The sequence below is a fragment of the Paenarthrobacter sp. GQ52 genome, from assembly GCF_059759005.1.
Genome location: NZ_JCAXEJ010000003.1, coordinates 148355 through 166773, shown reverse-complemented (window position 1 = coordinate 166773; position 18419 = coordinate 148355). Strand labels below are relative to the sequence as shown.

The 18419-nt window shown below is 62.0% G+C and carries 17 protein-coding genes and 1 riboswitch; of the genes, 5 read left to right on the top strand and 12 right to left on the bottom strand.

The window, feature by feature from the left end; all coding sequences use genetic code 11:
* Positions 1-5 precede the first annotated feature (5 nt).
* The 6 genes from AC6CH8_RS06280 to AC6CH8_RS06255 form a co-directional block, all read right to left on the bottom strand.
* Positions 6-830 (bottom strand): class I SAM-dependent methyltransferase, encoded by an 825-nt coding sequence (locus AC6CH8_RS06280; protein ID WP_420181176.1) that lies wholly within the window; start codon positions 828-830, stop codon positions 6-8.
* A gap of 76 nt (positions 831-906) precedes the next feature.
* A complete protein-coding gene (locus AC6CH8_RS06275; protein ID WP_420178436.1) occupies positions 907-2316 on the bottom strand; it encodes an aminotransferase class V-fold PLP-dependent enzyme in 1410 nt (469 codons plus the stop codon).
* 32 nt (positions 2317-2348) lie between these two features.
* Positions 2349-2462, bottom strand: a riboswitch (SAM riboswitch).
* Positions 2463-2642: 180 nt separating this feature from the next.
* Positions 2643-3455: a histidinol-phosphatase gene (gene hisN, locus AC6CH8_RS06270; protein ID WP_091468486.1), complete on the bottom strand. Its 813-nt coding sequence runs from the start codon at positions 3453-3455 to the stop codon at positions 2643-2645.
* A gap of 56 nt (positions 3456-3511) precedes the next feature.
* Complete coding sequence (rsgA, locus tag AC6CH8_RS06265) at positions 3512-4627, bottom strand: ribosome small subunit-dependent GTPase A (RefSeq protein WP_178996844.1); 1116 nt, start codon at positions 4625-4627, stop codon at positions 3512-3514.
* Between the two features lie 2 nt (positions 4628-4629).
* The gene (aroA, locus tag AC6CH8_RS06260) at positions 4630-6012 is read right to left on the bottom strand and encodes a 3-phosphoshikimate 1-carboxyvinyltransferase (RefSeq protein ID WP_498189415.1); all 1383 of its coding nucleotides are present in this window, start codon (positions 6010-6012) and stop codon (positions 4630-4632) included.
* Between the two features lie 6 nt (positions 6013-6018).
* The gene (locus AC6CH8_RS06255; RefSeq protein WP_178996843.1) at positions 6019-6534 is read right to left on the bottom strand and encodes a DoxX family membrane protein; all 516 of its coding nucleotides are present in this window, start codon (positions 6532-6534) and stop codon (positions 6019-6021) included.
* Positions 6535-6715: 181 nt separating this feature from the next.
* Here AC6CH8_RS06255 and AC6CH8_RS06250 point away from each other — a divergent pair, with 181 nt between their 5' ends.
* Entirely contained in the window at positions 6716-7510 is a 795-nt protein-coding gene (locus AC6CH8_RS06250) for a sigma-70 family RNA polymerase sigma factor (RefSeq protein WP_091469589.1), read from the top strand.
* A complete protein-coding gene (gene rsrA, locus AC6CH8_RS06245; protein ID WP_017198486.1) occupies positions 7507-7767 on the top strand; it encodes a mycothiol system anti-sigma-R factor in 261 nt (86 codons plus the stop codon). The genes AC6CH8_RS06250 and rsrA overlap by 4 nt, the downstream gene beginning before the upstream one ends.
* Positions 7768-7869: 102 nt before the next feature.
* Here rsrA and AC6CH8_RS06240 read toward each other — a convergent pair whose 3' ends face one another.
* The 4 genes from AC6CH8_RS06240 to AC6CH8_RS06225 all read right to left on the bottom strand — a co-directional run bounded on the left by AC6CH8_RS06240 (position 7870) and on the right by AC6CH8_RS06225 (position 10650).
* On the bottom strand, positions 7870-7944 hold the full coding sequence (locus tag AC6CH8_RS06240; protein WP_369299106.1) for a 50S ribosomal protein bL37: 75 nt from the start codon (positions 7942-7944) through the stop codon (positions 7870-7872).
* Positions 7945-8057: 113 nt separating this feature from the next.
* Complete coding sequence (locus AC6CH8_RS06235; protein ID WP_420178433.1) at positions 8058-8672, bottom strand: PadR family transcriptional regulator; 615 nt, start codon at positions 8670-8672, stop codon at positions 8058-8060.
* Complete coding sequence (locus AC6CH8_RS06230; protein ID WP_420178432.1) at positions 8672-9520, bottom strand: DUF4097 family beta strand repeat-containing protein; 849 nt, start codon at positions 9518-9520, stop codon at positions 8672-8674. The genes AC6CH8_RS06235 and AC6CH8_RS06230 overlap by 1 nt, the downstream gene beginning before the upstream one ends.
* Before the next feature lie 104 nt (positions 9521-9624).
* Entirely contained in the window at positions 9625-10650 is a 1026-nt protein-coding gene (locus tag AC6CH8_RS06225) for a serine hydrolase domain-containing protein (RefSeq protein WP_256871376.1), read from the bottom strand.
* Between AC6CH8_RS06225 and AC6CH8_RS06220 the strand changes: the two genes are divergently transcribed.
* On the top strand, positions 10649-10945 hold the full coding sequence (locus tag AC6CH8_RS06220) for a hypothetical protein (RefSeq protein WP_498189411.1): 297 nt from the start codon (positions 10649-10651) through the stop codon (positions 10943-10945). The two genes, AC6CH8_RS06225 and AC6CH8_RS06220, sit on opposite strands and share 2 nt — an antisense overlap.
* Here AC6CH8_RS06220 and AC6CH8_RS06215 read toward each other — a convergent pair.
* Both AC6CH8_RS06215 and AC6CH8_RS06210 read right to left on the bottom strand, forming a co-directional pair.
* On the bottom strand, positions 10923-11522 hold the full coding sequence (locus tag AC6CH8_RS06215) for a GDSL-type esterase/lipase family protein (protein WP_026005442.1): 600 nt from the start codon (positions 11520-11522) through the stop codon (positions 10923-10925). The two genes, AC6CH8_RS06220 and AC6CH8_RS06215, sit on opposite strands and share 23 nt — an antisense overlap.
* A gap of 138 nt (positions 11523-11660) precedes the next feature.
* Positions 11661-15455 carry a multifunctional oxoglutarate decarboxylase/oxoglutarate dehydrogenase thiamine pyrophosphate-binding subunit/dihydrolipoyllysine-residue succinyltransferase subunit gene (locus AC6CH8_RS06210; RefSeq protein ID WP_420178431.1) on the bottom strand — a complete coding sequence of 1265 codons (3795 nt, stop codon included), beginning with the start codon at positions 15453-15455 and terminating at the stop codon, positions 11661-11663.
* A gap of 487 nt (positions 15456-15942) precedes the next feature.
* Here AC6CH8_RS06210 and AC6CH8_RS06205 point away from each other — a divergent pair, with 487 nt between their 5' ends.
* Both AC6CH8_RS06205 and AC6CH8_RS06200 read left to right on the top strand, forming a co-directional pair.
* Positions 15943-17295, top strand: coding sequence for a hemolysin family protein (locus AC6CH8_RS06205; RefSeq protein WP_091468474.1), 1353 nt, complete (start codon positions 15943-15945; stop codon positions 17293-17295).
* Positions 17292-18362 carry a hemolysin family protein gene (locus tag AC6CH8_RS06200; RefSeq protein WP_420178429.1) on the top strand — a complete coding sequence of 357 codons (1071 nt, stop codon included), beginning with the start codon at positions 17292-17294 and terminating at the stop codon, positions 18360-18362. The genes AC6CH8_RS06205 and AC6CH8_RS06200 overlap by 4 nt, the downstream gene beginning before the upstream one ends.
* The last annotated feature ends 57 nt before the right edge of the window (positions 18363-18419 follow it).

Genomic DNA, 18419 nt, shown 5'->3' with positions numbered 1-18419 from the left:
CAAGCCTACCGTGGCGTTGTACCTTGAACCTTGACTGCCCGCCAGGTCTGCGTCATGTAGGGCAACCCGATGGTTTCACCAGGGACATGGCCGAGGTGGTCGTAGAGGTACCACTCCAGGTTGCCCATGACCTTCGCACGGGTGGCGTCGTTGGCGCGGAGGTAGTAGCTGCGCGACTTGGTCAGTTCCATGATGTCCTCCGGCGTCAGGGCATCCTCCCACCGGGTCAGATGACTTTCCAAACCTTCAAACTCCGGGCCGATGACTGGCCGGAATCCGGGCTTGTGGACATCGCCTGCATGCATGATGCGTGAAAGGCGGTGAACCCACGGGATTGAAGTGTCCAGTTGATTCCAGATCAGTCCCAAGATCCCATGAGGCCGCAGGATCCGGGCGATCTCCGTGCTCGCTGCGAGGGGCTCGCACCAGTGCCAGGCCTGGGCAACGCTGACGACGTCGAATGCTGAGTCCGTCAGTCCAGTTGCCTCGGCCGTTCCCTCCAGCGCACTGACGTGGGGGTAGGCTTTTCGCAATTGCTCCAACATGTCCGTGGAAGGATCGACCGCGGTAACCGCCAAGCCGCGTTCTACGAGGAGTGCCGTGAACTTTCCTGTGCCGGCTCCGAGGTCCGCCGCTGACCTTGCCCCCGGAGGAACCAGCCAGTCCACGGAATCGGCGGGGTAGCCGGGTCGCACGCGGTCATAGTGTTCGCCGCCGTCCTGGAAGCTCTGACCGAGTTCATGCCGGCGGGAAGCATGCAGCCTTGGACCACGCGGCCCGGCTGGTCCGGGAGTACGTGGCTGTCCGCTGGAGGCAGCCGGTGAACGCAGGGCCACGAAAGCTCCTTCACAGGGTCGCTAAAAGTACCCTATGAATTTACCGCAGTGTTCCTGGTCCGCAGTGTTCCTAGTCAACAGTGCAGGGAGCTGCGCCCGCAGTGCCGGGAGTGTTCGGGGCCCATTCGGGGTAGCTGCGATGGTCATTTGCAGGAACCCAACGGCCCTCGTCCACCACGTAGTCCCATCCCAGTCCGTCGCGCTTGAGTCCTTCGATGCCTGCGAGCAGCCTGGTGGCGTCCTCCAACCGGGAGCCGACGCCGAAGCTGGCGCGCAGGGATCCGGAGGGGAGCCCGAGGCGTTTGAGGAGCGGGTGGGCGCAGAACCGGCCATCACGGAGGCCAACCCCGTGCTCGGCCGCCAGGTAAGCCGCAACCAGCCCGGCGTCGAATCCTTCTACGGAGAAGTTGACCACACCGATGGTGTCCAGGGAGTCAGCGAAGATCTTGTGGACGGTCACGCCATCGATGGCCTCCAGGCCCTGCACCAGGTACGAGCGGATGGCGGACTCGTGGGCATGCCACGCGTCCTGATCGAGCCCTGCGAGGACTTGGGTGGCGCGGGCAAGTGTCGCGGCGCCCAGCACGTTGGGGGAGCCGCCCTCGTGGCGCGCCGGGCCCGCGGCCCAGCTCACTGAGTCCAGGCGCGCTTCACGTACCGCGCCGCCTCCGGCCAGGTGCGGTATGCCGGCGTCGAGCCAGTCCGGACGACCCACCACGACACCCGCGCCGAAGGGGGCATAAAGCTTGTGTCCGGAGAAGACGATGTAGTCGACGTCCGCCTCGGTGATGTTGATCCGGCGATGAGGTGCGAGCTGCGCAGCGTCCACCACGATCCTTGCGCCGTGTTCGTGGGCAAGCGAAGCAAGGCGGGCGATGGGAAGAATTTCCCCCGTCACGTTCGAGGCGCCGGTAACAGCCAGCAGGCTGACCCCGCCCTGGGCAAGTTCGGCCTCGAGCTTGTCCACCGTTTCGGCCAGGGTTGGTGCCGCGACGACGCTGCGGTGGGGGACTCCCTGCCACGGAAGCAAGTTGGCGTGGTGCTCGATGTCCAAGTACAGGACCTCGCCCGCAAATTGGCCATCCACCTGCGGGAGGCATCCGGCCAGGAGGTTCAACGAGTCAGTGGTGTTCCGTGTGAAGATCACTGAGTCATCGGCACGCCCGCCGACGAAATCACGGACGATGTTCCGCGAGTTCTCGTACACCGACGTGCTGATTTGGGAGGCGTACCCGGCGCCCCGGTGAACGCTGGCGTAGTAGGGCAGGACCTCGTTGAGGTAGGCCGAAACGATGGTCAGGGCCGGGGCCGATGCGCCGTAGTCCAAGTTTGCGTAGCGGACGTGGCCACCCTGAATCAGGGGAGCCTGAAGCTCAGCGCCAGTGACCGCGGCAAGCGGACGCAGAGCGGTTATCGTCTCCGCTGTGGATTCTTCAACAAAGGACGGAATGGTGGTGGAGTTGAACGTGACAGTGCTCATGGAACCTCACTCAAGAGGGACCCCCATAGGGGGATCCGCGCTTGCCGCATCCGTTCCGGACCGGCCGGGTCGTCACCCGGGGCACCCCACCGCGAATGGAGGGTTGCCGGCCAGCAAACCGGGGTTTAGCGCTGGCACTCGTGACCTGTAAAAAAGGCTAAGGCACGTCCGGGGAGGCTTCCAAAGCCGCTTCCTTTTGTTAAGCCCTTTGTTACGTCGAATGCGAAATCCCTTCTTCGCCGAATAAAAAACGGCGGAGACCCCCTGCGGGGGCCATCCGCCGTCGAAAATTCCGCCTGCCGCTGGGTGGCCAGGCGTGGATAAGTTTAGAGAAGGTCGTCCAATCCGGGGTTGAGGCGCTTGAGGACCTCGGAGTGCAGGATCGAGTTGGTGGCCAGGGCGTTACCGCCAAACGGACCGTCTTCGCCTTCCAAGGATGTGAAACGGCCGCCTGCCTCGGTGACGATCGGGACGAGTGCTGCCATGTCGTAGAGGTTCAGTTCAGGCTCGCAAGCGATATCCACTGCCCCCTCGGCCACGAGGCAATACGACCAGAAATCACCATAGGCGCGTGTCCGCCAGATGTCTTCCGTCAGCCCCAGGAATTCATCCAGGTTGCCGCGTTCCTTCCACCCCGAAAGGCTGGAATATGACATGGAGGCGTCAGCCAGGCGGGAAACGTTGGACACCTTGAGCCGCGTTGCCGAGGCCAGGGAGCGGCCCATGTAGGCGCCCATGTCCTTCGCAGCCCACCATCGCTTGCCCAGCGCAGGCGCACTGACTACGCCCACCACAGGTTCCCCCTCATCCACGAGGGCGATCAACGTTGCCCACACCGGGACACCACGGACAAAGTTCTTGGTCCCGTCGATGGGGTCTATGATCCAGCGACGTGAACCGTGACCGCTGCTGCCGAACTCCTCGCCCAGGACCGCGTCCCGCGGACGGGAGCGGGACAGTTGACCGCGGATTGCTTCCTCTGCGGCCTTGTCAGCGTCAGTGACAGGTGTGAGGTCGGGCTTGGTTTCGATCTGCAGGTCCAGTGCCTTGAAGCGATCCATGGTCTGGGCGTCGACTGAATCGGCGAGGACGTGGGCCAGGCGCAGGTCATCGTTGTAGGTGGAAACGGGATGGGTCATGCCACCAAACTATCCTGAATCGTTCGCTGCATTGGGGACGTGAAGCAGACAACGAATCAGTTGACGGTGCCCAGTTCCTTGGTCTCTTTCGCTTCGAGCCTTGGGTCTGCACCCAGCAAGCGGCGCAAGGAGGCCAACCGGGCCACTCCCGATGGCCCGGCATGGCCATCGTTCACCCATGCATCCAGCCCGCAATTGGTGGCTGTGGCACCGTGCTTGCAGCCGCGGTCGCAGGTCTCGGTGCCGGGCTCAAGGTCCGGGAACGAGTGCAGTATCCGGTCCGGATCCACATGCGCCAAGCCGAAGGAGCGGATTCCGGGAGTATCGATGATCCAGCTGCCGGACGGTGCATCGTCCAGCTTCAACGCCAAAGCCGAGGATGATGTGTGCCTGCCACGGCCCGTAACCGCGTTGACGCCTCCAGTGGCGCGCTCTGCGCCTGTCAGCGCGTTGACCATGGTGGATTTGCCAACGCCGGAGTGACCGAGCATGACGGTGACTTTTCCACCCAAGTGCGAGCGGAGTTGGGATACGGCGACCTTGTCCAGCCGGGCTGATAGTCCGTCATCGGAACGGGCATCGATGCCGCCGGCCTCGGAGTCAGCGGTCCGGCTGATGATTACGGGAAAATCCAAGCTCAGGTAATTGGCCAGGAGTTCCGCCGGGTCCTTCACATCCGCCTTGGTGATGAGCAGCAACGGCTCGATGCCGGCGTCGTACGCTGCGACCAAGGCGCGATCAATGAATCCGGTGCGTGGCTCCGGGTTGGCCGCCGCAACAACCACCACGAGCTGATCGGCGTTGGCCACGACCACCCGTTCGATGGGGTCCGTATCGTCGGCACTCCGGCGAAGGAGGGTCTTCCGCTCTTCCACCCGGACCAGGCGCGCCAAGGTATCGGGAGACCCGGAGACGTCACCCACCAATGCGACGAAGTCGCCGGGGACAACGGGGTTGCGTCGCAGTTCGCGGGCGCGGGCTGCGATAACGATCCGTTCGTCGGCGGAATCTTCGCCAACAATTGCCCTGTACCGTCCGCGGTCCACGGTGATGATCCTGCCTATTACGGCGTCATCGTGGCTGGGGCGATCCTTGGTGCGTGGCCTGGATCCTTTTTTGCTGGGACGGATCCGGACGTCGGATTCGTCCCAGGAGCGTGCGTCACGGCCCATGGTTAGTTGCTGGCCTCATCAAGATCGGTGTTGGCATCAGTTGGCTGCAGCATTGCTTCCCACATCTTTGGAAAATCCGGCATGGTCTTCGATGTCGTGGCGATGTCCTCAACCTGTACGCCTTCGACGGCGAGCCCCAGGATGGCCCCGGCAGTGGCCATGCGGTGGTCTGCGTAGCTGTGGACCACGCCGCTGTGAAGGGCCGACGGGCGGATAACCAGGCCATCGGCGGTCTCTTCCGCGTCGCCCCCGAGGCCGTTGATTTCGGCAACCAGCGCGGCGAGCCGGTCCGTTTCGTGTCCGCGGAGGTGGGCAATACCGGTCAGCCGGGAGGGGCCGCTGGCCAATGCGCACAGGGCGGCCACAGTGGGTGCCAATTCGCTTGTTTCGTCGAAGTCGGCACCCTTGATTTCTGCCCCGCCGGTCACCGTCAGTGTCCCGTTTTCGAAAGTTACTTCTGCTCCCATGGTGGTCAGGATGGTGCGCCACTGGTCGCCCACTTGTGTGGTCCCGGCCGGCCAATTGGGGATGCGGACGGTGCCGCGTGTGGCCAGCGCAGCGGCGAGGAAAGGTCCTGCATTTGAGAGGTCCTGTTCGATCCGCTGGTCAAAAGCGCGGATGGGTCCCGGAGAGACCCGCCAGTGGTTGGGCACGGAATCGTCCACGACGACGCCGACGCTGCGGAGGACTTCCACGGTCATGGTGATGTGGTCCAAGCTGGGGACGGGCTTGCCCACGTGTTCCAGATGCAGGCCATCAACGAAGCGGGCACCCACCAGCAGTAACGCGGAAACGAACTGCGATGAGGCGCTGGCGTCGATCACAAGGTGGCCGCCCCGGACCTGGCCGGTTCCCTCTACGGCGAAGGGAAGGGACGACGGCGTCCTGCCGCCGTCTGCTGCCACTGGCACGCCGAGGGCGATCAACGCTTCGATGATGGTTCCCATGGGCCTGTTGCGGGCGTGGGGATCGCCGTCGAAGACTGTGACGCCCGTACGCAACGCAGCCAACGGGGGGACGAACCGCATGACAGTTCCGGCCAGCCCGCAGTCAATTGCCGTTTCAGCCCCTGTTGCGGCGGGATCCATGGGAGTAATTTCCAGGTCCGGTCCGAAGGCGCCGTCCCCGGATACCTCGGTGACCCTTGCCCCCAATTGCCGGAGGGCCTGGATCATGAGCGCAGAGTCGCGGGAATGAAGGGGAGCCCGCAGCCGTGAAGGACCATCCGCCAGTGCGGCCAACACCAGGAACCGGTTGGTCAGCGACTTTGAACCAGGGACCGTCACGGTTGCGTCCACAGGCCCCTTGGCGTACGGGGCCGGCCACAGTGGCAGCATGGTGGCGGCTTTGGTTGATTCGGTGTTTGCGGCGGTGGTACCGGTCATGCTTCCTTATGCTCCAACTGCGTTGTCAACGGCCTTGCGAACTGCTTTGTCTGCACGCTTGATCTGCTTGCCCGTCACCTTTTTGGCATCGGCGGCCAGGTGCTCCGCCCTCCAGGCGATGCTCGGCTGGCCCGCGGTATCAACAGAGGCCAGAAGCACACCACCCGTGAGGGAAATGTTCTTCAGCAGCTGGGCCTTGCGGGCACTTCGGCCTTCTTTGGTGCTGATATCGGCGGACCGCCACTCCACGTAGGAGTTCAAAGCCGACGTCACAGCCAGGACCGTGGCGGCAAAACGGGAGAGCTTGCCGAGCCCGAGCAAGGCTCCGGCGCCCAGTTGTGCCCCGCCGATGACGCGCGCCAAGGTCTTTTCATCAGTTTTGAAGGGAAGGGATTCCGAGGCACGGCGAAGGACTGGCGAGAGTTGCTTCGCAGTGTCGTCCGCGTTCCTGAGCTTATCCAGCCCTGCGACGACGAAGCTCGACGCGAGCATGGGACGTGCGAGAAAACGGATAACAGACATGTCTTGCCTCCTGGATGGCTTGCCACATTAGTTTGATAAGTGTTGTGTTCAAGGGGTGCAGTCTGCTCTAGTCTTGCACTTTTGCGGAATATTTACCCAGCAGCAGCCGTTGTGAACTTCAGGTGCGGTGGAGACCGGACTGCGGCATCGTGTTTGCCGCCTGTTGAACGGAGTTGGTTTTTTGACTTTGGTTAAGGACCGGTTGGTTCTACCGGAGCCTGCGTATGGGATGCAGCCGGAATCCCGGCAGCTGACAGTAGACTTGGCAACGATGAGCACCACTGAACCGGCCGCAGCGGCCATGTACCAGGCAACCGGCGCGGACGACGCGGCGGCTGTAACCGACGTCGATCCTGCTACGGAAACTCCAGAACAGCGGCGGGCGCGCTTTGAGCGCGACGCCATGCAGTACGTGGACCAGCTGTATTCGGCAGCCATGCGGATGGCACGCAACCCATCCGATGCTGAAGACCTGGTTCAAGAGGCTTACACCAAGGCGTTTTCTGCTTTTCACCAGTACAAGCCGGGGACCAACCTCAAGGCCTGGTTGTATCGCATCCTGACCAACACGTACATCAACCTTTATCGGAAGCGGCAGCGTGAGCCGCTGCAGTCCAACTCGGACACGATTGAGGATTGGCAGTTGGCCAAGGCAGAGTCGCATACTTCGGCTGGTTTAAGGTCCGCGGAGACTGAGGCCCTTGACCACCTCCCTGATTCCGACGTGAAGAACGCATTACAGTCGATCCCTGAGGAATTCCGGCTGGCCGTCTACTTCGCGGATGTTGAGGGGTATGCGTACAAGCAAATTTCAGAAATTATGAATACCCCGATCGGCACGGTCATGTCACGGTTGCACCGCGGCAGGAAGATGCTGCGGGACATGCTGGCGGATTACGCCGCCGAACGGGGCTTCAGGGCCCAAACCGAAGATCAGGCCGCGGCCGGAAGCAACAATCAGGAGAAAGAGAAATGAGCGACTGCCAAGGATTGGGCGATTGCGACGATACGCGAATGCAGCGGATCTACGAGTACCTCGACGGTGCGTTGACCCGCGAGGACTTAACTGAGATCAAGCAGCACCTGGACTCCTGCGAGGAGTGCGCCGAGCAGTATGACCTTGAGTGCCTCATTCGCACCATGGTCAAGCGATCATGCACTGAGTCCGCGCCGGAGAACTTGAAAAACTCCATCCTTGACAGGATTCACTCCATCAAGCCTGTGGACGCCTGATTCGGCTCTCATTCCACTCATTAGGGTTTAACATCGAAGGCCCCGGAAACCGCATGGTTTCCGGGGCCTTCGCTTTTAAGCCTGTGACGCTAAGCCGATGGCTTAGGTGTTGGGACGCTTGCCGTGGTTCGCGCCGCCGCGCTTACGGTCACGACGCTTACGTGCACGCTTGCTCATAGCTGGCCTCCTTCAAGGATTGATACTCAATAAAGCTGCCCTCCAGTTTCGCACATCAGAGCGCTGCGCCGCGAACCGGGCGGGTGTTGTGCTGCCTCGGAGCAGCCCCTTAGTCAGTTTCGCAGCGAGTTCCTGATCGAGATGCGGGCCTGGTCCAACACAGTGCGCACGGTTTCAAGGGCAATGGGAGTCAGCGGATGCGAGGCGCCATGCTGGCGCAATTCGACACGAATGTCGTCCCTGAAGGACTGAACCAATAGTTCCGCTTCCTTGAGGATGCGCTGGCCTTCGGGAGTGTAGCCCGCCGTCCTGCTCCGAAAAGCAGCCGAAGAGGCGCTGGTGCGCGCAGCCTCCGCTGTTGCCGCAAGATCTGCCCGCAGGCCACGCATATTTGCCCGGATGTCCTCCCGCAGGTCGTCTGCCAGCCTCCTGACGGAGGCCGATATGGTGTCCTCGACGGCGGCCAACTCCTGCCGGCGGCTGTCCAGCTCAGCACGGCCGGAATCGGTAATGAGGTATTTGGTGCGACGCCCTTCGGTCTCCGTGGCAACGAGGCCTTCCGCCTCCAGCTTTCCCAAGCGCGGGTAGATGGTTCCGGCGCTGGGGGAGTAGGTGCCGCCGAAGCGCTCGCCCAACTCCTTGATCAGCTCATAGCCGTGCTTCGGACCTGCCTCCAGCAAGGCAAGCAGGTACAGTCGCAGGGCGCCGTGGGCAAAAACCGGCGGCATCAGAGGCCCGCTTCCCCGGGGGCCGGGTGGCCGTTTTCCGGTGTGGGCGCCGATCCGTGCATGATGTAGGTCTTCCCGGACATCGTGTTGGTCCGAACCAGCATCAGCCTTTCGTCCGGGCCCACAATGGTGTGAACGTTGCTGCCAGGCTGGGCGTACATTTGGTCGTCGATCACCACGGTTCCGCTGGCCGATTTCGCTACGATGTCCAGGCCGACGTCGTGCGGCAGCCGGATGGTCAGGTCGCCGGAGACGGAGTTGGCGCCAAGGTCGTTGGTGTAGTCCTGGAGATCGAAGCTGAGGTCGCCGCTCACGGTGCTCGCACGGACATTCTTGAACTTGCCCGAGGCGGTAACTTCGCCGGAGACGCTTTTGGCGGTGAGGACGCCGTCGTGGTTTCTGGCGATGACCTCGCCACTGACTGTGTTCACGTGCAGTTCGCCGCTTGTGTTGTCCGCCAGGACGGAACCGGAGACGGTGTTCAGGCGGATGCGCCCGCTGATGCCGGACACCATGCCGTCACCACTCACGGTACCTGCTTCAACGTCGACGCCGGACGGCAGCGCAATGCCGACGATCACAGAGTTGGTGCTTGTGTTATTGACGGTCCCCATCAGGTTGCGGAACCAGCCCTGAGGTCCTTGGAGTTGGTGGCGGACTTCCAGTCTGCCGTCAACAAGCGTGACCGTCAGGGGGTCGCCAGTGATCTCACTGATTTCGATACGGACGTATGGCTCGTCGTGTGTCACCACGTCAAAGCGGCCCCTAACGATGCCCAGTTTGAGAGAGCGGACCTCCTCTACATCTAGTGTTTGCGGGCCCGTCACGGTCCATAGTTCGTCAGACATGATCCCTCCAAGTTGCGATATATCGCGTTGCTTAGGAACACGATATATCGCGTCTGGTCCAGGGGCAATGGTTTGTTGGCTAATGCGGGACGGCAGGCCTAACGCTAAGGCCGGTAAATCTTGCCGATGAGCGAGCGGGCAATGATTACTGCGGGATCGCGGCCGTCGGCAGTGGGCGCCAAATTAGTCCACACCACCAGCGTGACGGAGTTTATGGGGTCACTGCCCATAAAGGTGTTGAAGCCTGGAAGTTCTCCGGTGTGGCCGAAGAGATTACCGAACTTCGCAATCCCCAAACCATACGAGGCGCCGTCCGGTTTGTCCGGGTTCGTGGGCGTGACGGTCTCAAGCCGCTTTTGTTGCAATTCAGCGTCCAGGAGCTTTCCGTTGACGAGGGCCTCACCAAGAGTCTTCAGATCAGTGGCCGTGGAGATCCCCGAACCCGCTGCCCAAGCCCACGATGGATTGACGTCAGTGACGTCGTTGGGTGCGAGCGTGCCAGCGATGGCTTCCTGCTGCATGGCCTCCGGGAGTGCGGGATTCGTCATGGTCAGGACGTTGTCCCCGAAGAAGTAGCCCTGGGGATGGGGTTCGGGAATACTGTTCGACGCGATGTCGGGGAACACTGTTCCCTTCATCCCCAGCGGCTCGAAGATGCGTTCCTTGAACAGTTGCCCCAACGGTTTCCCGTCGATCTTTTCGGCGATGAGGCCCAGCAGGACCGTGTTGGTGTTGGAGTAATGGAAACCCTGGCCAGGCGCAAAGTACGGTGGGTGTTTGTAGGCCAGGGCAAGAAGTTCGTCCGGTTGCCAAGCCCTTTGCGGGTCCGTGTCCATGGCCGAATTGAGCTCGAGGGTTTCCGTGTAGTTGAACAGCCCGCTCCGCATGGTCAGCAGCTGATCGATAGTGATGTTGTCCCCGTTGGGAACGTCGGGCCGGTGCCGGGACACCGGATCATCCAAGGAAAGCTTGCCCTCCTGGACCATCTGCAGAATGGCAGTTGTGGTCCAGGTCTTGGTGACGGAGCCCACCCGGATATGGTCCTCGGTGGATACTGCGCGCTGGGCGTCGCGGACTCCAGTGCCGTACGAAGCTGTGAGGGTCCCTTCAGGGGTAACCAACAGCATCATGGCCCCGGGTACGAGGACTTCCTTTGCCGTCCGCTCGAAGTCTGCGCGGAGGGTTCCGGCATCGAAGGGCTGCAATGCAGCCGAGGGCGTCGACGGCGATGGCGAAGTGGGTGATGGCGAAGTGGGTGATGGTGACGACGCAGGCGTAGCCGTAGACGACGTCGCTGAAGGAGCCGGTGGACCGGAACTGCAGGAAACTGTGGCTACCACCCCGGCAAAAACGGCCGCTGTGAATGCTGCTCTGACAGAAACCTGCACGTTCCGCGTCATGGCTACTCCGGTTGAGCGATATTAAGCCACTGGAACCAGCCGCGGTGCAGAACAAGCCACGCAATCAATCCGTAGCCGGCCTGGCCCGGTGTTCCCCCATTGGCTGCGAGGTCCGTCCTCCACTGCTCATGATTGAGCAAGGGGGAGAAGGTGTCAACGTAATGGTGATTTCGGCGGGTGGTGACATCGGCAAACGCAGTGTTCAGTTCAGCAAGCCGCTTATTGCGTGTGGGATCAAGCGTGGGAGGCGGGCCCACCACAAAGACTTCCACGCTGCTGTGCGAAGCGCCATCAAGGATGTTGGCAAGATTCAAGCGGCTGCGCGCGGTGGACAGCCCAAACTCGAGATCCCGCCCCGAAAGGCCGATCACCAATCGATTCTCATGCGTATCACTGAAACGCCTGCCGGCTTCATCCTGCCAGCGGGCGGCAAGGCCCTCAGTACCTTCCATGGGGCAGGGGAGCGGGAAACTTTCCACCACGACGGAATCCTGGGGTGTGCGGGCCAGGACTCTTCCGAGCCAACCCAAGGCGCGGGGATCCCCCAGGCCCGCGAGCAGTTCATCTCCTACAGCTGCGATGCGCAGCTTCCTGTCTTCCACGGTTACCTCTTCACACTCGTTACGGTCCTTGCACGGTTTCCGGATCACCGGCCGGTTTGGGAACCGGGTACCTGTCCCATTAAACAGAACTGCCCGGCCTAAGGCGCGCTCATCGCTCCTCAGGCCGGGCAGTTTCGCTTACTTGCGTTCGAACGCCTGCTTGATCAGGGCGTCCTGTTCAGCGGCGTGGCGCTTCATGGAACCGGCAGCAGTGGATGCTGAAGCCGGACGTGAAACGAGGCGGAGCTTGCGGTCGAGCTCCGGTGCCAGATTCAGGCCCATGAACGGCCACGGACCCTGGTTGGCGGGCTCGTCCTGTGCCCACACGATGTCAGCGTTCGGGTACTTGGCGAGCTCGGCGTCGATCTCAGCCTTGGGCAGCGGGTACAGCTGCTCTACGCGGATGATCGCCGTGGACGTATCCCCGGACTTCTGGCGGTTGGACAGGAGGTCATAGTACAAGCGTCCGGAGACCAGGATGACGCGGTCCACATTGGCGGGCTGCACTTCCGGATCGCCGATAACCGTCTTGAATCCGCCGGTGGTGAAGTCCTCGACAGCCGAGGCGGCACCCTTGAGGCGGAGCAGCTGCTTAGGCGTGAAGATGATCAACGGCTTCCGTGGACGGCTGTAAGCCTGGCGGCGCAACAGGTGGAAGTGAGAGGCAGCCGTGGTTGGGTTGGCCACGATCATGTTGTCCTCGGCGCACATCTGCAGAAAGCGTTCGATGCGTGCAGACGAGTGGTCCGGCCCCTGGCCTTCGTAGCCGTGCGGGAGCATGAGCACCAGCGAGGAGCGCTGGCCCCATTTCTGTTCGGCCGAGGAAATGAACTCGTCAATAATGGTTTGCGCACCGTTGACGAAGTCACCGAACTGGGCTTCCCAGAGGACCAAGGCATCGGGGCGCTCAACCGAGTAGCCGTATTCGAAGCCCATGGCAGCGTATTCGGACAACAGGGAGTCGTAGATCCACAACTTGGCCTGGTCGTCGGAAAGGTTGCCCAGTGGCAGCCATTCGTTGCCGTTGGCGCGGTCGTGGAACACAGCGTGACGCTGGACGAACGTCCCGCGACGGGAGTCCTGTCCGGCCAGGCGAACGGGTACGCCTTCCATGATCAGCGAGCCAAAGGCTGCGATCTCGCCAAAGCCCCAGTCGATGCCGCCTTCACGGGACATCTGCTCACGCTTCTCCAGGAGTTGCTTGAGCTTGGAGTGAACGGTGAAGCCGTCCGGAATTTCCAGGTGCGCCTTGCCGATGCGGGCAAGGGTCTCTGCGGAAATCGCCGTGGACGCGGGCGAATTGGTGCCGAAGTCCGACTGCTGGGCAATGGGACGCTCGATGTCCGAGACCGCCGCGGAGTCAGCCGTGATGATCGGGATCGGCGACGTCTGCGCAGCGTGCGTTTCGGCGAAGACGCGCTCGAGGCGCTCCTGGTAGTCGCGGAGCAGCTGCTCTGCTTCTTCCTCGGTGATGTCCCCACGGCCGATGAGCGACTCGGTGTACAACTTGCGAACGGAGCGCTTGGCTTCGATCAGGTTGTACATGAGCGGCTGGGTCATCGAGGGGTCGTCGCCTTCGTTGTGGCCGCGACGGCGGTAGCAGACCATGTCGATGACGACGTCCTTGTGGAAACGCTGGCGGAACTCGTAGGCGAGCTGTGCAACGCGCACCACGGCCTCGGGGTCATCGCCGTTCACGTGGAACACAGGGGCCTGGATCATCTTGGCAACGTCCGTGGAGTATGTGGACGAACGCGAAGACGACGGAGCAGTGGTGAAGCCCACCTGGTTGTTGACGATCACGTGGATGGTACCGCCGGTGCGGTAACCGCGCAGCTGCGAGAGGTTGAGGGTTTCAGCCACAACACCCTGGCCTGCGAAGGCTGCGTCGCCGTGGACCATGATGGGCAGAACCGGGAAGGATTCGCCCTGGTCAAGGCGATCCTGCTTGGCGCGGACGATGCCTTCCAACACAGAGTCGACTGCCTCGAGGTGGGACGGGTTGGCGGCGAGGTAAACCTTGGTCTGCTTGCCGTTGTCCGATGTGAAGGTGCCTTCGGTGCCGAGGTGGTACTTGACGTCACCGGATCCCTGGACCGAGCGGGGGTCCTGGGTGCCCTCGAATTCGCGGAAGACCTGCGCGTAGGTCTTGCCTGCAATGTTGGTCAGCACGTTAAGGCGGCCACGGTGGGCCATACCGATGGCAACTTCGTCCAGGCCGTCGTCGGCTGCGTCTGAAATGACGGCGTCGAGCAGCGGAATAAGCGACTCGCCACCCTCTAGGGAGAAGCGCTTCTGGCCGACGAATTTGGTCTGCAGGAAGGTCTCGAATGCCTCAGCAGCGTTGAGCTTGGAGACAATGCGCAACTGCTCTTCGCGGCTGGGCTTGGAGTACGGGTGCTCCAACTGGTCCTGGAACCACTTGCGCTCGGCGGGCTCCTGGATGTGCATGTACTCGATGCCGGTGGTGCGGCAGTAGGCGTCACGCAGTACGCCGAGGATGTCACGGAACTTGAGCTGCGGCTTTCCGCCGAAACCACCGGTGGGCCATTCCCGGTCCAGGTCCCAGAGGGTCAGGCCATAGGTCAGGACGTCAAGGTCCGGGTGTTTGCGCTGGACGTACTCCAGGGGATCGGTGTCAGCCATCAGGTGGCCACGCACACGGTAGGAGTGGATCAACTGCTGGATGCGAGCAACCTTGTTGATCTCGTCAGCGGGATCAACCTGGAGATCCGGGCTCCAACGCACCGGCTCGTACGGGATGCGCAGGGCTTCGAAGATTTCGTCGTAGAAGTTCTGCGCGCCGAGGAGGAGCTGGTGAACAAGCTTGAGGAACTCGCCGCTGCCTGCGCCCTGAATGACGCGGTGGTCATAGGTGGAGGTCAGGGTCAGGATCTTGCTGATGGCGTTCTGGGCGATGATCTTCTCGCTGGCGCCCTGGAACTCAGCCGGGTAGTCAAGGGCACCGACGCCGATGATGGCAGCCTGGCCCTTGGAAAGACGCGGCACCGAGTGGACCGTACCAATTCCACCGGGGTTGGTCAGCGAGACGGTGGTGCCAGCGTGGTCATCAGCGGTCAGTTTGCCGTTGCGGGCGCGCTTGATGAGGTCCTCGTAGGTGTGCCAGAACTCGGCGAAGTCCATGGTCTCTGCCTTCTTGATGTTCGGAACCATCAAGAGGCGGGTGCCATCGGGCTTGGGCATGTCAATGGCGATGCCGAAGTTGACGTGAGCCGGCTGCACCGCGCTCGGCTTGCCATCGATTTCGTCGTAGTAGACGTTCATCGAGGGGAACTGGGAGAGTGCACGGACAACGGCATAACCGATGAGGTGGGTGAAGGACACCTTGCCACCGCGGGCGCGGGCAAGGTTGGAGTTGATGACCACCCGGTTATCGATGAGCAGCTTGGCAGGAACTGCCCTGACGCTCGTGGCAGTGGGAACTTCAAGGCTGGTCACCATGTTGGTGGCAATAGCCTTGGCCGGGCCGCGGAGGACGGAAACGACGTCTTCCTCAGGTGCCGTGGGAGCCTTGGTGCTCTTGGGCAGCTGTGCCGGGATGGGCTGGGCCGTGGTGCCGGCGGCGGGCTTCTTTGCTCCGTCCCGGGCAACCGTGGCGGGTGCCTTTTTCGCCGGGGCGGGTGCCGCCGGTGCAGCCTCGGGGGCAGCTGCCGGAGCGGCCGGCGCCGGTGCCGGTGCCGCTGCAGACGGAGCTACCACGGGAAGTACTTGGGTTGGGGGATTGGCAGCCGTTGCGGCTGCGGAGGATCCGTTGGAAGAAGTGCCGTCACCGGAAGCAAAGGACTCGAAGAGCGGCCACCACTTGGCGTCGACCGAATTCTTGTCCTGTTGGTACCGCTCGTACAGTTCGTCAACGAGCCACTCGTTTCCGCCAAATTCCTCTGGTAGACGGTGGCTGGGCTGCTCTGGCACTTGAAATACGCCTCTTCCATGAGTGTTGTTTTCCCGCTGGCCACAGATGCTCTCCACAACGATGGGCCAGGGTCCGGGTCCCGCGAACTCAGACCCATGTCAGTCTAGTTAGGATCGTTGGTTAACTGCCAATAGTGGTGACCTAAATCATGTTGCGGCTGACTTAATGAGCATGTCCTTCATTCATGTAAGCGCACGTGACGCCAGCGAGGCGCCCTGGCCGGGTGGACTGTAGACTGAAATTCTTATGGACAGTAAATCTAGGTGCCGGCCTGGGAACTGTCGGGGGAGCCAATCTGGTAACTCCGCACAGCGCGCCCGTCGAGCCGGCAACACCCGTTCACATGCCCATCACGCGCCGGCGCTCACAGCCGGTGGTGCCGCAGACCATGCGTCCGCGGGACCCGACCAGCCTCCGCCGGGGCGAATCCCCGCGCCAGAGGCGTTACCGCCATTGCACGTGCCCACTCTTGGAGTGATGCGCTAAGTGGAATGGATTCTTCTCCTTGCCGGCTTTGCCCTGATTCTTGGCACCGGCTTCTTTGTAGCAGTTGAGTTTTCCCTTGTTGCCCTGGACCAGGCAAGCGTTCAGCGGGCGGTGGATAACGGCGACCACGCTGCCGCGCCGCTGCTCAAGTGCCTCAAATCGCTCTCCACGCAGCTCTCCAGTTGCCAACTCGGCATCACATTGACGACTCTCTTGACAGGTTTCGTGATGGAGCCCTCTGTGGGGCAGTTGCTCGTTGGGCCCCTCGGCTTGCTTGGCCTCGCCCCTGAGGTAGCGCATTCGGTCGCGCTGATTGTTGCCATGGCGTTTGCCACGCTGCTGTCGATGCTTCTGGGCGAGCTGGTCCCCAAGAACATGGCCATTGCCCTCGCTTTCCCTTTGGGTAAGCGCCTCGCGCGGCCCCAGCTGATGTTTACCGCCGTTTTCAAACCGGCGATCGTGGTGCTCAATGGTTTTTCGAACAAGGTGCTGAACCTGTTCGGCCTCGAAGCAAAGGAAGAGATCTCGGGGGCAAGGACCCCCGCAGAGCTTGCGTCCTTGGTGCGGCGCTCGGCCGAGCTGGGGACGCTGGATGCCGGGACAGCCAACTTCGTTGCCCGCACCCTGAACTTTTCCGGGCGCACGGCGGCGGACGTCATGACCCCCCGCATCCGCATGGAAACCATCGACGCCGATCAGCCGGTCTCAGACGTCCTGGACGCTGCGAGGCGAACCGGATACTCCCGTTTCCCTGTCATTGGCGATTCGACGGACGATATCCGCGGGGTTGTTCACGTCAAGAAGGCAGTTGCTGTCCCTGCGGAGCGTCGGGCCAAGCTTGAGGCGGGCGCGATCATGACTGACGTCCTGCAGGTCCCGGAGACTATCCATCTGGACGCACTCCTGTCTGAGCTGCGCGAAGGCAACCTTCAGCTAGCCGTCGTGCTGGATGAATACGGCGGCACCGCGGGAATCACCACCCTCGAAGACCTTGTGGAAGAGATCGTCGGCGAAGTATCCGACGAGCATGACAAGGTTCGGCCGGGAGTGCTGCAGAGCGCATCCGGTGACTGGTATTTCCCGGGCTTGCTGAGGCCGGACGAAGTGTCCGAGCAGATCCCCAACCTCACTGTTCCTGATGAATCCGCCTACGAGACTGTGGGTGGTTACGTCATGAGCCAGCTGGGCCGCATTGCCAGGACAGGCGATGTTGTGGACACCGTTGGTGGGACGCTGACGGTGACCAGGATGGATGGCCGAAGGATCGACCGGATCTGTTTCCATCACGTGGAGACGGGCGAATCATCATCCGCTGACTCCGGAAGCACGCGTCACGAAGCAGGTGCCGTATGAGCGACTGGGCAGGAATCGTCTGGCTCGTGGTCCTTTTGATCGGCAACGCCTTCTTTGTGGGTGCAGAGTTCGCAGTCATGTCTGCGCGTCGCAGCCAGATCGAGCCGCTTGCCGAAGCGGGATCCAAGCGCGCGCAAACAACGTTGCGCGCCATGGAAAACGTTTCGCTGATGCTCGCCTGTGCGCAGTTGGGTATCACTGTCTGCTCCCTCCTAATTCTTCAGGTTGCCGAGCCCGCAATCCACCACTTGTTGGCGGAGCCCTTGGAGCTGGTCGGTGTTCCGGTTGAACTGGCAGACATCATCGCTTTTGCCATTGCGTTGCTGTTCGTCACGTTCCTGCACGTCACCTTTGGTGAGATGGTGCCTAAGAACATTTCGGTCTCCGTTGCGGACAAGGCTGCCCTGCTGCTGGCCCCGCCGCTGATGTTCATAGCCAAGGTGGTCAATCCGATCATCTGGACGCTGAACTGGCTGGCCAACCACATCCTTAGGTTGATGAAAATTGAACCCAAGGACGAAGTCTCCTCTACGTTCACGCTGGAGGAGGTGCAGTCGATCGTCCAGGAGTCCACGCGCCACGGCCTTGTGGACGACGAAGCGGGCTTGCTCAGCGGTGCTTTGGAGTTCTCGGAACATACTGCCTCGCACATCATGGTTCCCCTGGACAAGCTGGTGGTACTGAAGACAGCGTCCACGCCCGTGGACCTCGAGAGGGCGGTCAGCCGCACCGGATTCTCCCGGTTCCCGATGGTTGACGACGACGGTGAACTCGCCGGATACCTGCACGTGAAGGACATCCTGTCCATTCCCGACGAGGGCCGGAGGTACCCCATCGCAGAGGGTCGCATCCGGTCACTGGCAAACCTCTCCCCGGATGACGAGATCGAACAGGCAATGTCCGTTATGCAACGGACGGGTTCACACTTGGCCCGTGTTGTTGGTGCGGGCGGCGAGACTCAGGGTGTCCTGTTCCTGGAGGACGTCATTGAGCAGTTGGTAGGTGAAATCCGTGACGCCACGCAGGCGACCGGCATTCGCCGCTACGGTGGTCAGCAAGCGCAATAGCAAGAGAAAGCTAGTCTGGCGTCGATGGATCACCATCGGCGCCAGATCCGTCTAAAC

What these genes read in the sequence shown, in the direction of transcription:
- AC6CH8_RS06225 (WP_256871376.1), bottom strand. Translation starts at nt 10,650, where the DNA reads ATGATGCTGTTGGTTACCCCTGAAGGGACCCTCACAGCTTCGTACGGC.
- AC6CH8_RS06255 (WP_178996843.1), bottom strand. Translation starts at nt 6,534, where the DNA reads ATGTCTGTTATCCGTTTTCTCGCACGTCCCATGCTCGCGTCGAGCTTC.
- hisN (WP_091468486.1), bottom strand. Translation starts at nt 3,455, where the DNA reads ATGACCCATCCCGTTTCCACCTACAACGATGACCTGCGCCTGGCCCAC.
- AC6CH8_RS06275 (WP_420178436.1), bottom strand. Translation starts at nt 2,316, where the DNA reads ATGAGCACTGTCACGTTCAACTCCACCACCATTCCGTCCTTTGTTGAA.
- AC6CH8_RS06200 (WP_420178429.1), top strand. Translation starts at nt 17,292, where the DNA reads ATGAGCGACTGGGCAGGAATCGTCTGGCTCGTGGTCCTTTTGATCGGC.
- AC6CH8_RS06230 (WP_420178432.1), bottom strand. Translation starts at nt 9,520, where the DNA reads ATGTCTGACGAACTATGGACCGTGACGGGCCCGCAAACACTAGATGTA.
- AC6CH8_RS06235 (WP_420178433.1), bottom strand. Translation starts at nt 8,672, where the DNA reads ATGCCGCCGGTTTTTGCCCACGGCGCCCTGCGACTGTACCTGCTTGCC.
- AC6CH8_RS06220 (WP_498189411.1), top strand. Translation starts at nt 10,649, where the DNA reads ATGGCCCCGGGTACGAGGACTTCCTTTGCCGTCCGCTCGAAGTCTGCG.
- rsrA (WP_017198486.1), top strand. Translation starts at nt 7,507, where the DNA reads ATGAGCGACTGCCAAGGATTGGGCGATTGCGACGATACGCGAATGCAG.
- rsgA (WP_178996844.1), bottom strand. Translation starts at nt 4,627, where the DNA reads ATGGGCCGTGACGCACGCTCCTGGGACGAATCCGACGTCCGGATCCGT.
- aroA (WP_498189415.1), bottom strand. Translation starts at nt 6,012, where the DNA reads ATGACCGGTACCACCGCCGCAAACACCGAATCAACCAAAGCCGCCACC.